At 52.1% G+C, this 13,353-nt stretch carries 13 protein-coding genes; 6 read left to right on the forward strand and 7 right to left on the reverse strand.

The window, feature by feature from the left end; translation table 11 throughout:
• Nucleotides 1–228: 228 nt before the first annotated feature.
• Genes NQD60_RS00345 through xerC form a run of 4 tightly spaced genes read left to right on the forward strand, consistent with a single transcriptional unit; the run spans nucleotide 229 to nucleotide 3,652 of the window.
• A complete protein-coding gene (locus NQD60_RS00345) occupies nucleotides 229–1,122 on the forward strand; it encodes a lipid A biosynthesis lauroyl acyltransferase (protein ID WP_257100611.1) in 894 nt (297 codons plus the stop codon).
• A gap of 21 nt (nucleotides 1,123–1,143) precedes the next feature.
• Nucleotides 1,144–2,025, forward strand: a complete 882-nt coding sequence (gene dapF / locus NQD60_RS00350; RefSeq protein WP_257100612.1) for a diaminopimelate epimerase — start codon at nucleotides 1,144–1,146, stop codon at nucleotides 2,023–2,025.
• Between the two features lie 5 nt (nucleotides 2,026–2,030).
• The gene (locus NQD60_RS00355) at nucleotides 2,031–2,711 is read left to right on the forward strand and encodes a DUF484 family protein (protein ID WP_257100613.1); all 681 of its coding nucleotides are present in this window, start codon (nucleotides 2,031–2,033) and stop codon (nucleotides 2,709–2,711) included.
• Complete coding sequence (xerC, locus tag NQD60_RS00360) at nucleotides 2,711–3,652, forward strand: tyrosine recombinase XerC (RefSeq protein WP_257100614.1); 942 nt, start codon at nucleotides 2,711–2,713, stop codon at nucleotides 3,650–3,652. The genes NQD60_RS00355 and xerC overlap by 1 nt, the downstream gene beginning before the upstream one ends.
• 42 nt (nucleotides 3,653–3,694) lie before the next feature.
• On the opposite strand, the gene NQD60_RS00365 is transcribed toward xerC, so the two are convergent.
• The 6 genes from NQD60_RS00365 to NQD60_RS00390 form a co-directional block, all read right to left on the reverse strand.
• Entirely contained in the window at nucleotides 3,695–4,654 is a 960-nt protein-coding gene (locus NQD60_RS00365) for a DUF979 domain-containing protein (RefSeq protein ID WP_257100615.1), read from the reverse strand.
• A gap of 11 nt (nucleotides 4,655–4,665) precedes the next feature.
• Nucleotides 4,666–5,382 (reverse strand): DUF969 domain-containing protein, encoded by a 717-nt coding sequence (locus NQD60_RS00370; RefSeq protein ID WP_257100616.1) that lies wholly within the window; start codon nucleotides 5,380–5,382, stop codon nucleotides 4,666–4,668.
• Nucleotides 5,383–5,490: 108 nt separating this feature from the next.
• The gene (gene pxpA / locus NQD60_RS00375) at nucleotides 5,491–6,240 is read right to left on the reverse strand and encodes a 5-oxoprolinase subunit PxpA (RefSeq protein WP_257100617.1); all 750 of its coding nucleotides are present in this window, start codon (nucleotides 6,238–6,240) and stop codon (nucleotides 5,491–5,493) included.
• Nucleotides 6,241–6,282: 42 nt separating this feature from the next.
• On the reverse strand, nucleotides 6,283–7,299 hold the full coding sequence (locus NQD60_RS00380; RefSeq protein ID WP_257100618.1) for a biotin-dependent carboxyltransferase family protein: 1,017 nt from the start codon (nucleotides 7,297–7,299) through the stop codon (nucleotides 6,283–6,285).
• A gap of 66 nt (nucleotides 7,300–7,365) precedes the next feature.
• Nucleotides 7,366–8,028, reverse strand: coding sequence for a 5-oxoprolinase subunit PxpB (gene pxpB, locus NQD60_RS00385; RefSeq protein WP_257100619.1), 663 nt, complete (start codon nucleotides 8,026–8,028; stop codon nucleotides 7,366–7,368).
• A gap of 166 nt (nucleotides 8,029–8,194) precedes the next feature.
• Nucleotides 8,195–8,794: a 5-formyltetrahydrofolate cyclo-ligase gene (locus NQD60_RS00390; RefSeq protein WP_257100620.1), complete on the reverse strand. Its 600-nt coding sequence runs from the start codon at nucleotides 8,792–8,794 to the stop codon at nucleotides 8,195–8,197.
• A gap of 23 nt (nucleotides 8,795–8,817) precedes the next feature.
• Here NQD60_RS00390 and NQD60_RS00395 point away from each other — a divergent pair, with 23 nt between their 5' ends.
• Complete coding sequence (locus tag NQD60_RS00395) at nucleotides 8,818–10,827, forward strand: lytic transglycosylase domain-containing protein (protein WP_257100621.1); 2,010 nt, start codon at nucleotides 8,818–8,820, stop codon at nucleotides 10,825–10,827.
• Between the two features lie 4 nt (nucleotides 10,828–10,831).
• Entirely contained in the window at nucleotides 10,832–12,085 is a 1,254-nt protein-coding gene (locus NQD60_RS00400) for a multifunctional CCA addition/repair protein (RefSeq protein ID WP_257100622.1), read from the forward strand.
• A gap of 21 nt (nucleotides 12,086–12,106) precedes the next feature.
• Here NQD60_RS00400 and NQD60_RS00405 read toward each other — a convergent pair whose 3' ends face one another.
• Nucleotides 12,107–13,333 (reverse strand): class I SAM-dependent methyltransferase, encoded by a 1,227-nt coding sequence (locus NQD60_RS00405; protein WP_257100623.1) that lies wholly within the window; start codon nucleotides 13,331–13,333, stop codon nucleotides 12,107–12,109.
• Nucleotides 13,334–13,353: the final 20 nt, after the last annotated feature.

Below are 13,353 nucleotides of genomic sequence, written 5' to 3' on the forward strand. Positions count from 1 at the left end.
TTCTATCGGAAATCCGGTTTGGCGAAGCCGGTTTCAGGAGGAGATGAAGTGGCGACGCTTTAGCAGATTTCTAACACGGTAAACCGCGCTTTCCGCCCCGCAAGTTGTCTTTAACTCGGCGAAAATCGTATTGCAGAGGTTAATTTTAAATTTTTTAAAATTAACCCATACCCATAAGAACTCTAAAATTTAAAGCCTTACGAGTGAATTCATAGTAGCAGGATAATAATGTTTAATCAATTCGGTATTTTTTGTGCGTTTGGCTTATTGAAATTATTTGCCATTTTGCCGTATGGGTTTGTCGCTCGTTTTGGCGATCTATTAGGCCGTTTGTTGTATCGAATCCCTAGTCAACGGCGGCATATTGTGCATACTAATTTGAAGCTGTGTTTTCCTAACTGGAGCGAGGCCCGCCGTGAGGCAGTGGCGGCGCACCATTTCAGGCATGCGATTCGTAGCTATGTTGAGCGGAGCGTGCAATGGTTCGGTTCGGCTCAAAAACTTGAAAAGCTGGTTCAAGTCGACAGTGAAATTGATTTAAGCGATCCGAATTTACCGCCAACAATTCTTTTGGGATTTCATTTTGTTGGTATTGAAGCGGGCTCGATTTTTATAAATTATGCGCTAAAGCGCGGTTGTGGCGCTCTCTATCAGCCACTCTCAAACCCTAAGGTTGATCAGATTGCAAAAAAAGCGCGTGGGCGTTTTAATGCGGAAATGGTCTCCCGCTCAGAGAGTGCACGAACTGTCTTGCGGATGTTGCGTGCGCATATGCCCGTGATGCTGGGGGCGGATATGGATTATGGCGTGCGCAATTCGGCTTTTGTGCCATTTTTTGGGGTCGATGCCTGCACCTTGACTACCGTTTCTCGCTTGGCTAAAACCGGCCAAGCGCAAGTAGTGCCGTTTATCGGTGAAGTTTTGCCTAATTATCGCGGCTACCGGTTGAAGGTCTTTCGTCCATGGGAAAATTATCCGAGCGATGATCCCGTGGCGGATGCGCGCCGGATGAATGCTTTTCTTGAAGAACAAGTTGAGCTCATGCCTGAACAGTATTATTGGTTACATAAGCGTTTTAAGACACGGCCGCCGGGTGAGCCGAGTTTTTATGACGCCGCTTGATACTCAATCGTTTATCTTCATATGACAAAACTCCAATTTACAAAGATGCAAGGTGCCGGCAATGATTTCATTGTGCTGGATGGCATTCGCCAGTCATTTGCGCTAACGCCTAGTCAAATACGTTGGTTGGCGGACCGACATTTTGGCATTGGCGCTGATCAGGTGCTGCTGATTGAGCGCCCAAGCCGGGTCGATGCAGACTTTAAATACCGCATTTTTAACGCAGATGGTGGTGAGGTTGAACATTGCGGCAATGGCGCACGCTGTTTTGTTAAATTTGTGCATGCAGCTGAACTAACCGACCAGCGTGAAATCCGGGTTGAAGTGCAAAAAGGCTTAATTACCCTGGCATTGCAAGCAAACGGCCAGGTTTGTGTGGACATGGGTACGCCTGTATTTAATCCGCGTGATGTGCCATTCGATCCCGATCAACTTGCTAGCCGTACTGACGGTTGCGACACGATTTGGCCGCTTGAACTAAACGGCAAGCAAGCATGGTTTTCTGTCTTATCGATGGGCAATCCACATGCAGTGCAGCTCGTGGCTGATATTGACACGGCGCCGGTGTTGAGTGACGGTGCGCTGATTGAGGCGCATGCCCGTTTTAGGCAACGTGTGAATGCTGGTTTTATGCAAATTGTTAGGCGCGATCTGATTAAGCTGCGGGTCTATGAACGCGGTGTTGGGGAGACTTTGGCGTGTGGTACAGGTGCTTGTGCGGCGGCGGTGACCGCGATTCGCCGCGGCTTGGTTGATTCGCCTGTCACCGTGTCGATGCGTGGCGGTCAACTGACAATTATATGGCAAGGCGCTGAAGTCCATATGATCGGTCCGGCGGTGATTGTATTTAAAGGTGAAGTTGACATTCCCGATGGCCCTTTGCCATCTAATATATCTATTTAATACTAATGAACGACCATCAAATTGCTGAGTATTTACTGGCTCACCCAGAATTTTTTGAGCACCATGCGGAGCTTCTTGCTGCCGTGCGGTTAGCCAGCCCGCATAACGGTCGTGCCGTGTCATTGCAAGAACGCCAAATGGATATCTTGCGGGCCAAAAATAAACAACTCGAGCTTCGCTTAGCTCAACTGATGCAGCATGGTCAAAAAAATGATGGGCTGATGTTCAAGCTTGGCATATTAGCTAAGCGAATCTTGGCCGAGGAAAAGCCCGATGCTGTGCCGCAACTGATAGAACAAGTCCTGCGTGAGGTTTTTGGAGTGGCGGCGGCGGTGCGTATTTGGGGTGCCGCGGCGCCTTATGCGCAGGCCGACTTTGTCGTTAGTCCAGAGCACGAGATTGGCCTTTTTGCAAATCAGCTGACTGCGCCGTATTGTGGGAATAATCCTGAGCTTGACGTTACGCAGTGGTTAACGGCCGACGAAGAGTCTGATACGGTTTCGGAGTCTTTCGCACTAGTGGCCTTACGCAAGCCACACTATGATGAGACAAACGCTTTTGGCCTGTTGGTTATGGCTTCGCCTGATCCGCAGCATTTTCAGGAAGGAATGGCGACGGATTTTCTGTCATATATGGGCGTGCTAGTGAGTGCGGCGCTGAGCCGTTTACTTGTGCGTAGCGAGTAATGGCGGCTACCGTGACGGCTCCTGCTGATCCAATTGCTGGCTATCTTGATAGCTTGGTCTATGAACGCAAGCTTTCTAAGCATACCTGGACGAGTTATGCCCATGAGTTGGCGCAATTGGTGGTGTTAGCAGATACACGGGCGCTCAATGAGCTTACACCGGCTAATATTCGCGAGGGCGTGATCCAGGCACACGCTCAAGGTTTGTCGGCGCGTTCGATTGCTCATCGGCTTTCCGTTTGGCGGAGCTTTTATCGCTGGTTGACATTACATACTGCACTTGAGACTAATCCAGTGGCTACGGTGCGTGCGCCGAAACGTGCCAAGGCCTTGCCCAAAGCGCTCTCCGTAGATGATACAAAAACCATGATGGAGGCAAGCCAAAGCAAGCTGCCGCAGGCTTTACGGGATGGCGCTATGGTTGAATTGTTTTATTCGTCCGGCTTGCGCCTAGCTGAATTAATCAATTTAGACCTTAAATATAAGGAGCATGCCAATGGCGATCGCTCAGCCGGTTGGCTAGACTTGCCTGGCAAACAAGTCCATGTAACGGGCAAGGGCAATCGTCAGCGCACGGTGCCAATTGGCAGCAAAGCGATTGCCGCACTTAAAGCATGGCTTGCTGTGCGGCCACAGTTTATACGCGCTGATGCGCAGCCGCTTTTTTTATCTTCACATGGCCGTAGGATTTCTCCTAGCTCGGTCAAGCAGCGCGTCAAGCGAGTCGCACTGGCTGCTGGGATTGCGCCCAATGTGCATCCACATGTGTTACGCCATTCGTTTGCCAGCCACGTATTGCAATCCAGTGGCGACTTGCGTGCAGTGCAGGAAATGCTTGGCCATGCGAGCATTGCTGCTACTCAGATTTATACTTCATTAGATTTTCAGCATCTTGCTAAGGTGTATGATCAAGCGCACCCGCGCGCGCGCAAGAGGAGTTGATGTGCCACCGCGCGGGTGTATTCGACATGCCGATTGAGTCCGTTAGCGGAACATCAGCACATACATCAAGACGATATTGACTGTGAGTAAAACAAGTGCGGTTGGGGCTTGCGCTTTAATTACCGCGTTTTTATCCGGTAATTCGAGCAACGCGGCGGGTACCATATTAAAATTGGCGGCCATCGGTGTCAGTAAGGTGCCGCAATAACCAGAGAACATCCCAATCGCCGCCATAATGGCGGGGTCGCCATGGTGCATGCCAATCAGAATAGGGACGCCAATCCCACCGGTCATAACCGGAAATGCAGCAAAAGCGTTACCCATGACCATCGTGAAGAGCGCCATGCCGATGCAATAGACAAGCACCGCGATCAACTTCAAGTCCATATTGATATAGGCGGTACTGAGAAAGGCTACGGCTTTGCCGACTCCCGTTTCTGAAAATACCAAACCCAAGGTACCCAGTAATTGCGGTAAGACCACTGCCCAGCCGAGTGATTCGGTCAGACGACGTGTCTCGCGTATGGATTGCCCAACGCTGTCACGAGTTAGCCAGCAGCTAAAGCCAGCAGCAACGATACAGCCTAAGCCAAATGAAAGTAGCGTGACATTTTTCGGGTCAAATAGGGGGCGTGCATGAAACACAAGATACGGTGCTAGCAGGGTGCCAATCACGGTGACGGCAGGGATGGTGAGGGCCGGGATGAAGAGCTTGTTACCTAGCCGTCGTGCGCTTTCATGGCGTGCGCTCTCAGATAAATGTCCGCGAGCCTGACTGGCGACGACTCCACCCAACCCCGCAAGTAGCGCCATAGCGATCACCAAAATACCCACCAGTTCAGCTGGCAATCTGTCGCCTACCAGAAAAATCATCGCATAAATCGCCCAAAAACTGCCTGTTTGAAACCGTTTGGGATGAGTGCGATCACCTAAAATCATGACCGCGATGACCGCTATAATTGCACCGAGCAGCCAAAATAGATAATTAATCGATACAATCATGATGGCTCTCCTTATACGTTGTGGTCGGCAGAGTCAGGGCGCGGACCGAATTCGCGCTCAAGCTTGCGATCAAGTCGATAAAGTCGGAAGGCATGGATGATGAAGGCGCAAATCGCAGTTGGAATGCCCCATAGCGCAATACTTAGCGGCGCCACCTCAATCCCCGCTTCGCGTAAGAAGGTTGCCATCAGTACAATGGCACCGAACGCGACAAAAATATCCTCGCCAAAAAAGAGACCCACATTGTCAGTTGCCGCAGAAAATGCTCTTAACCGGTAGCGTAGCGCGTCACTAATTTTGCCGTAACGGCTATGCGCCGCGCCTTCAACCATTGGCGCGAGCAGAGGACGCACCATTTGCGGATGGCCACCCAGCCCAGTTAAACCCAGGGCAGCAGTGATCTCACGCACAAACAGATAAATGATTAATAAGCGGCCAACTGTTGCTGAGCGAATACGGGCTATCCAGGCTTGCGCATGCTCACGTAAACCATGTCGCTCGAGTAGGCCAATCACGACGAGGGGTAACAAAATAATCAGCGGCAGATTGCGGGTTTTAACAAAACCCGTGCCGATGGTAGCGAGTATTCCTCTCACCGGCAAGCCAGCTGAAATACACGTTGTAACAGCTGCTGCGGCAACCACTAGCAGCGGATTAAAACGTAACAAAAAGCCAAGAATAATGACGGCTACACCCAGCAGCGGCCATAAATTGACAATGGTTTGCATAATCGTCTCCAAAGTGTGGTCTTAAATCATCACGTACATCGACTTGATTCACCTACAGTCACAGCCTATTAAGCCGTGGATAAAAATTTAACGAGCCACCAAACATCCTTATGAAGCAGCTACAGTTGAGCGCACTTGAATTCCTTCGGCATCGAGTTGAGCACGAATGCGCTGAGCAAAAGCAAGTGCGTGCGGATTATCGCCATGTAAGCAAATTGTTTGTACCTTAAGCGGCACCCAATGGCCATCGATGGCTTGCACCCGTTGCTCGCGAATCATTTTTAAGGTGCGGGCTAACACTTCGTCTTCGTCTTCGAGAATCGCGCCTGGGCTTCCGCGAGGCACGAGCGAGCCGTCTGCCCGATAAGCCCGATCTGCAAAAACTTCTGCAACCGCCCGTAAGCCGGCTTGCTGTGCGGCAGCCATTAATGCGCTATTGGCCAGCCCAAAAACGGCTAATGCTGGGTCAAAGTCACGGATGGCGGCGATGACGGCTTGTGCCAACTTGGGTTCACGTGCTGCCTGGTTATACAGTGCGCCGTGCGGCTTGACATGAGTGACGCAAGCGCCTTGCGCACGCACGATGGCGCTGAGTGCGCCGAGTTGATAGAGGATCGCGGCGTGAATTTCTTCAGCAGATAAATGATGCTCGGTACGGCCAAAATTTTCCCGGTCATTAAAGCTGGGATGTGCGCCGATGGCCGTGCCTTTTTGCACAGCCCAGCGTGTGCACTTAAAGATTTCGTTGGCCCCACCGGCATGCCAACCACAAGCAATATTGGCTGAACTAACGAGGTCAAGTAAGGCTTCGTCAGTGATGCAACCTTCACCTAAATCGGCATTTAGATCAATGTGCATGGCGAGTCCTTTATTTAAAGGTTAGGCAAGCGCTTGCGTTGCTTATGTATAGCCTCGGTACTGCTGCTTAATAGCGGCTTCAATATGGGTTAAATAATGCTGCAAATCTGTATAGGCGATACGTGCATCGGCAATAGTGCATTCAGTAAAGCGCAAAGTGCTCGCGAGTCGTGCTTGCGCTAAACGCCATAAATCTGCTTGGATAACAATGCCAATCTTTGCATAGCCGCCCGTCGTTTGCGCATCATTCATGAGCACAATCGGTTGCCCATTGCCTGGCACTTGAATGGTGCCAGGCAGGACGGCATGCGATAGAAGTTCAATATGCTTGGTGCGCTTTAGCTCAGCACCAGCAAGCCGGTAACCCATTCGATTGCTACTGGTGGTGATGAGCCATGGCTCAGACCAGAAACTTTCATGGGCGCTCGCCGTAAAGCAAGCATATTCGGGGCCGTGCAATACACGTACGGTGGTAGTGCACGGTGCGCCACGTGGCGATGGTTTATTTTCTTCAACTATATTAGTACGGTCAAAGTGGCACCAGCCAGGCGCCTTGATGCCAAAAGCCGGGATTTGTAGCACCTGAGCGGTCTGCGGGGTGCCAAGTGGTAGTTGGTCTCCGTTTTTCAGGGCGCGTCCGTTCAGACCGCCAAAGGCCGCTTTTAAGTCTGTGCTGCGTGAACCGAGTATAGGCGCAACGTCGATGCCACCACTCAACGCAATATAAGCGCGCATGCCGATTTTAGGTGTATGCAATCGCAGTATTTGTCCGGCTTCAACGGAAAAGCTCCACCAGGCATGGACCGGCGTGTGATCAAGGGTGGCCTTAAAATCAGCGCCGCTTAGCGCCACGCGCGTCGTTTGCGTGAAGCGCAAACTGACTGGCCCGGCAGTCACTTCAAGCCCCGCTGCGTTAGGCGGATTACCAACCAGTCGGTTGGCTACATGTAATGCAAGGGTATCGAGTGCACCAGCTGCACACACCCCTGACATGCGATAACCAGCCCGGCCAAGATCCTGTACGGAAGTGAGTAAACCGGCACGCAAAACTTCAATCATCGTAACGCTGGCTCCGTGTTCGAACTTATCTGACAGAAGGTGGGCTAAATGAGTCCACAGATGGCTCTAAATCGTTGTTGTGGTTAAGCTCGCAATGGTAAAGCGCACTCGATCTCCTGGCTGTAGGAGGCTTGGGGGAGTGCGCATAGGATTAAACAGCTTTTCTCTAGTGTGTCCAATTAACTGCCAGCCTCCTGGTGAGCTGGCAGGATAAATCCCTGTCTGTGCGCCGCCAATGCCCACTGAGCCAGCAGGAATCGCAACTCGCGGCTCAGCCCGGCGTGGCGTTTCAAGTTTGGGATCAAGGCCGCCCAAATAGGCAAAACCAGGCTGAAAGCCAAGGCAAAATACGGTGTATTCTGTACTCGCATGGAGTTTAATGACGGCTTCAGCACTCAGTGCAGTATGACGCGCTACTGCAGCGAGGTCAGGCCCGTATTCACCACCATAGTCCACTGGAATTTCAACCAGGCGGCCTGGTTTTAGGTTTGCATCAGCTGCGCCCCAAGCTTTGGCAAGTTTTTGCGTTAGCACGTCTACATTGGCTGCGAGCGGGTCAAAAAGCACGGTCAAATTATTCATCCCTGGCACAACCTCAGTCACATGTGGCCAATGACGCGCCGCCGCTGCCATCGTCCAGAAGCGTTTTTGGCAGGCAAGCGTTGCAGGCGCGGGCGACTCGCAGACGAGCGCGCACTCGCCAAAAGGGAAGATGCTCGGCAACTCCATCAAACCTTGTCCTCAGATAAAGAGATAAGTTAAACGCGACTTAGTTGAATATTACTATACAAGCATATAAGATGTTTTAGTCAGTAATCTGCAAAAAATTGTTGTTATTTTATGCTGCTAGACTACAGTGGATTGCAAGCTAGGCCGTTAGTTGCTAAGTAGTGAGCTATTCATAGCGTGCCTTTTCAGTGAGCACTAGATCAAGCGCAATGTCATGGGATTCGCGTGGCAATAGATGAGTCACACGGCCGCATTCATAACTAATGCCGGCTGTAAACGGACATGGCTTAAGCCTAGCTAGAGTGCGGTCATAATAACCGCCGCCATAGCCAAGCCGGTAACGTGCTGGATCGAAACCCACGCATGGAATGAGCAATAGATCAGGGTGTACTGCAACCGCGTGAGCAGGTACAGGGATCTTGAAATAACCTTCTTTCATCGGCGTTTCTGGGGTCCAGCGATGAAAACGCAACGCGCCCCCTACTTCAGTTACGACCGGTAGGGCGGCACAGTGCGTGGGTGCCTCATGTAGCCAGTTAACCAGTGTTGTACGCGCATCGAACTCACCCGCAAATGGCCAATAGAATGCCACACAGTACGGAGTGCGTTCGGCCAGCAACGTGGCAATGCGCGCGGCAAGTGCTGCCTCGCTATGCGCTTGAACTTGTCGAGTTTGCCTGGCGGTTAGTAAAGCACTGCGTAATGCAATTTTTGAGGAATTAGCTGCGGCCTTCGTGTATTTACATGCTATGCTTTCTACGCCCATTATTTGCCTCTAGGTCAAAAAAAATGCTGCAATGCGTTCTTCAACGGGTGACTCAAGTATATCGTGCGCTCTCGGTTGTCTGCGTGCTCACAACGCTCATTAGTTGTAGCACCGTAGAAGCTGCGCGCGCGCAGTCTGAGAATGCGCCGCGAGAGCCCGATGCTATTTTTATTGCATTACGTGAGGCGGCCCAGAAAAATAATGCGCCGCGCGCGCTTGAACTGGCGCGCCAAATTCCCGCATACCCAGTCCCCTCCTACGTAGAGTACTTTGCACTTAAACCGCAACTGTTCGATAGCTTAGGTCATGCGCGCTTGAACGCGCCTGACACACCTATCTTGGCTTTTCTGCAAAGATATGAGGGGCAAGCGATTGCCGATCGGCTGCGCAATGATTATTTGCTGGTGCTCGGTGCGCGCCACGCCTGGCGTGACTTTGATGAGCAATATCGCCGCTTTGTATTAAAAGATGACCTGCAACTTAAATGTTACGCTCTCCAGGCACGAGCCGCTCGCGGGATGGACGTGGCTGAGGCTGCGCGTACTTTATTGGTCGCGCCAAACCGGTATGGCGATGGTTGTGTAGAACTGATCACGGTTTTGACGCAAAAGAAGCAGCTCGACCAGGATGACGTCTGGCAGCAAATTCGGTTGGCTTATGAAATGAACGAAGTCGCAGTGGGCAACCGCATTGCGGATGCGCTAGGACCTCAACGCCCAAGCCCAAAACAATTTGAAATGGCAGCTAATAAGCCACGGGTCCTGTTGGAGCAGGGTGTATCCATCAACACGGCGGCCCATCAGCTGGCGTTACTGGCGATTACTCGCATCGCCCGTCAGGATCCACTATTAGCGGCGGCGATTTTTATCTCGGTGGCGCCGCGCTTGACGCCGCAAGAGCAGGCAACGGGTTGGGGTACGATTGGCTATCGGGCGGCGCTTGACAAAATACCGCTTGCGCTTGATTGGTATCGGCTATCTGTTGATGGCTGGCTGTCTAATGCAGCTCACGAGTGGCGTGTGCGAGCAGCGCTGCTAGCCAACAATTGGCCGCTGGTGCGGCAGGCGATTGAAACCATGCCAAGTGCGTTGCGCCGTCAGCCAGCCTGGATTTATTGGCAAGGCCGAGCTTTACAAGCAACCGGTGAAAACGCTTTAGCGGTACAAGCCTGGCAGCAAATTGCCCCCAATTTTGATTTTTATGGGCAACTGGCAACGGAAGAGCTCGGTGGCCGCATCAGCTTCCCTGCGGCGACTAAGGTTGCTGAGATTGAAACGGAAATGGCGCGCATGCAGGCTCTGCCAGGCTTTCAGCTGGCTCAGCATCTTTATCGCTTGCAGTTCTATTTCGAAGGAGCTCGAGAGTGGAACTGGACGCTGCGTGGCATGAGTGATCGCCAGCTATTGGCGGCAGCCGAACTGGCTCGGCGCTTTAAATTGTACGATCGCGCGGTCAATACGGCTGAGCGTACCCGGCAAAAGCATGACTTTAGCCTGCGGTATATTTTGCCATTGCGCGAGATTATGGAGCGTAATGCAAAATTGACTGGACTGGATGTCGCTTGGGCTTATGGCTTAATCCGGCAAGAGTCGCGTTTTATTAGCGATGCCCGTTCTAGCGTTGGCGCGGCTGGCTTGATGCAGTTAATGCCAGGGACCGCACAACTCGTCGCCCGAAAGATTGGCTTGGGCAAAATATCTAGCGTAAGAATCAATGAGGTTGAGACCAATATTTTACTTGGGATGAATTATTTGGCGATGATTTATGCTGAGCTTGATGATTCACCGGTCCTAGCGTCTGCTGCCTATAATGCCGGTCCGCGGCGGGCGCAGCAGTGGCGTGCAGCATTAACGAGGCCAATTGAAGGGGCTGTGTTCGCGGAAACCATTCCATTCAGTGAAACCCGCGATTATGTGAAAAAAGTTTTGGCTAATGCGGTTTATTATGCCGCCTTGTTAGAAGGGACTCCGCAATCGCTCAAAGCGCGACTTGGTGTGATTGCACCTGAGAGCATGACTGAAACGTCACAATAACGATATGAAAATTTATGTGGTGGGTGGGGCGCTTCGTGATGAACTACTTGGCCTGTCTGTGCGGGACCGTGATTATGTCGTGGTAGGGGCGACTCCTGAGCAAATGGCTAAGCAGGGTTATCGGCCGGTTGGACGTGATTTCCCGGTATTTTTGCATCCGCAAACGCAAGCCGAATATGCCTTAGCGCGCACCGAGCGCAAAACAGCGCGTGGCTATCACGGTTTTCAGTTTTATTATGCGCCGGATGTTACCCTTGAGCAGGATCTAGCGCGGCGTGATTTAACGATTAATGCAATGGCGCGCGAGCTCGATGCAAAGGGGCTACCGGTTGGCCCGGTGATTGACCCATTTAATGGTCGCGCTGATTTGGCTACGCGCGTTTTGCGTCATGTGGGGGATGCGTTTGCTGAAGATCCGGTGAGAATTTTGCGATTGGCGCGCTTTGCCGCGCGCTTTGCTGATTTCACCATAGCCGATGAGACGCTGAATTTGATGCGTAAAATGGTGGTAAATGGAGAGGTGGATGCACTGGTGCCTGAGCGCATTTGGCAGGAAATTGCTCGTGGTTTAATGGAAGCCAAGCCCTCGCGTATGTTCACTGTATTGCGCGAATGTGGGGCGTTGGCGCGAATTTTGCCTGAAGTCGATGCGCTATATGGTGTGCCGCAGCGCCCTGAGTTCCATCCAGAAATCGATGCGGGTGTGCATGTCATGATGGCACTGGATTATGCGGCGACTCGTGGATATGCGTTGACGGTGCGTTTTGCGGTGTTGGTGCATGATTTAGGCAAGGCCAATACGCCGGTGGAGATGCTGCCGCGCCATCTTGGCCATGAGGAGCGTAGCGTTACACTGTTGCGGCCGTTGTGTAATCGTCTGAAAGTGCCAAATGCATGCCGTGATTTGGCGATGCTAGTGGCGCGTGAACATGGCAATATCCATCGCTCTCTGGAGTTTGGTGCCAGTGCATTAACGCGCTTGCTTGAACGTTGTGATGCCTGGCGCAAACCCGAACGTTTAGTAGAGGTCATGCAGGCATGCGAGTCTGACGCTCGCGGCCGGTTGGGTTTTGAAACTGCGGCTTATCCACAGGCGGCCCGGCTGGACAATGCTTTGAGCGTAGCGTGCCGGGTTAATGCGGGGGCCATTGCGGCGCATTATCGTGCGGCGCCCGCGGCCATCAAGGCCGCGTTGCACCGTGCACGCATCGCAGCCATTGAGGCGGCATTAAATCCGGTGAATGACCCAGTGCTTTAATTGGCTTTGGCAATAAAATTTTTATAGCGTCATTGAGCGATCGCCATGACTGAACCCTGATAAACCGTTATCAATGCCGCGACTAAATCCAATCACTTTGAACAACTCGCCCATCTCCGCTTCGGATAGCAATTTTTGCACCGCATTTGCAGCCGGCAGAAACTGTTGCGGATCATTTGCATCAAACTGCGCCAGAAGTTCAGTGATACCACAGTTGATTAAAAAGCGGGCTTGTGATGTGTAGCCGAGTAAATCCACGCCCGTCTCAAGGGCTGCTTGCGCAATGCCTGAAAATTCAACATGGGCCGTGATATCTTGTAAGCCTGGATAAAAAAATGGGTCGGTGTGTGCGTGATGCCGGTAGTGGCACATCAAAGTGCCGGTGTTGCGTTGCGGGTGGTAATACTCATGGCTTGGAAACCCGTAATCGATTAGCAATAGCGCGCCGCGCTGCAATATTTGACAAACCGTGCGCACAAATGCGCTAGCCGCTTCGTGCTGTTCAGTGAGGTAGTCCTCTTCACCGTCGATTAAGGGGAGTTGTGCTGTATAGCTAGCGTCATTTAGGTTATGGGCATCTATGGCGCCTGGACTGAGCGGTCGATCATGCCATTCTAATGGGTCGCCGGGTGCGCCACGGCGTGCCACACCGCGCTCAAACCAAGCGCTTGATTTCCGTATAAAAAGTCGTACCGGCATTGCATCCAGTACTTCATTGCCGAGGATGACGCCATTAAATGTAGCGGGTAAGCTATCCAACCACTGCACCCGGGTCGCGGCATCATGGACATGAGTCGCAAGCGTTGCGGACTGTTGGGCGCGTAATCCGCTAGACAACTCGACAATGCTGTAGCGTTCACAGCGTACGCCTAGGGCGTCGAGCGCGGGGAGTAACTGCGCCGCGAGGGTGCCGTTGCCCGCACCGAATTCCATCACATGTTGAGTGGCAGACGCAGTCAGTGCTTCTGCCACAGCGCGCGCAAGGGTTTGAGCGAAAAGGGGGGATAATTCAGGCGCCGTAACAAAATCACTGCCATCACCCGCATGCCAGCCGAACTTCGTTAGGGCATTGCTGTAATACCCTAAGCCTGGCGTGTAAAGGGCCAGCTCCATATAGCGGTCAAATGGCAGCCAGCCGCCGGCTTGATCAAGTTTTGTATCAATCTGCGCCCGCAGAGTCTGAGATTGCGCTCGTGCTGCGGGGTCTGGTACAGGTAAACTAGCGGATTCGTGAAAACTTATCTTCATCACTACATTTTAAATGACAG

The organism is Mycoavidus sp. SF9855 (genome assembly GCF_024582735.1).
GTDB lineage: Bacteria > Pseudomonadota > Gammaproteobacteria > Burkholderiales > Burkholderiaceae > Mycoavidus.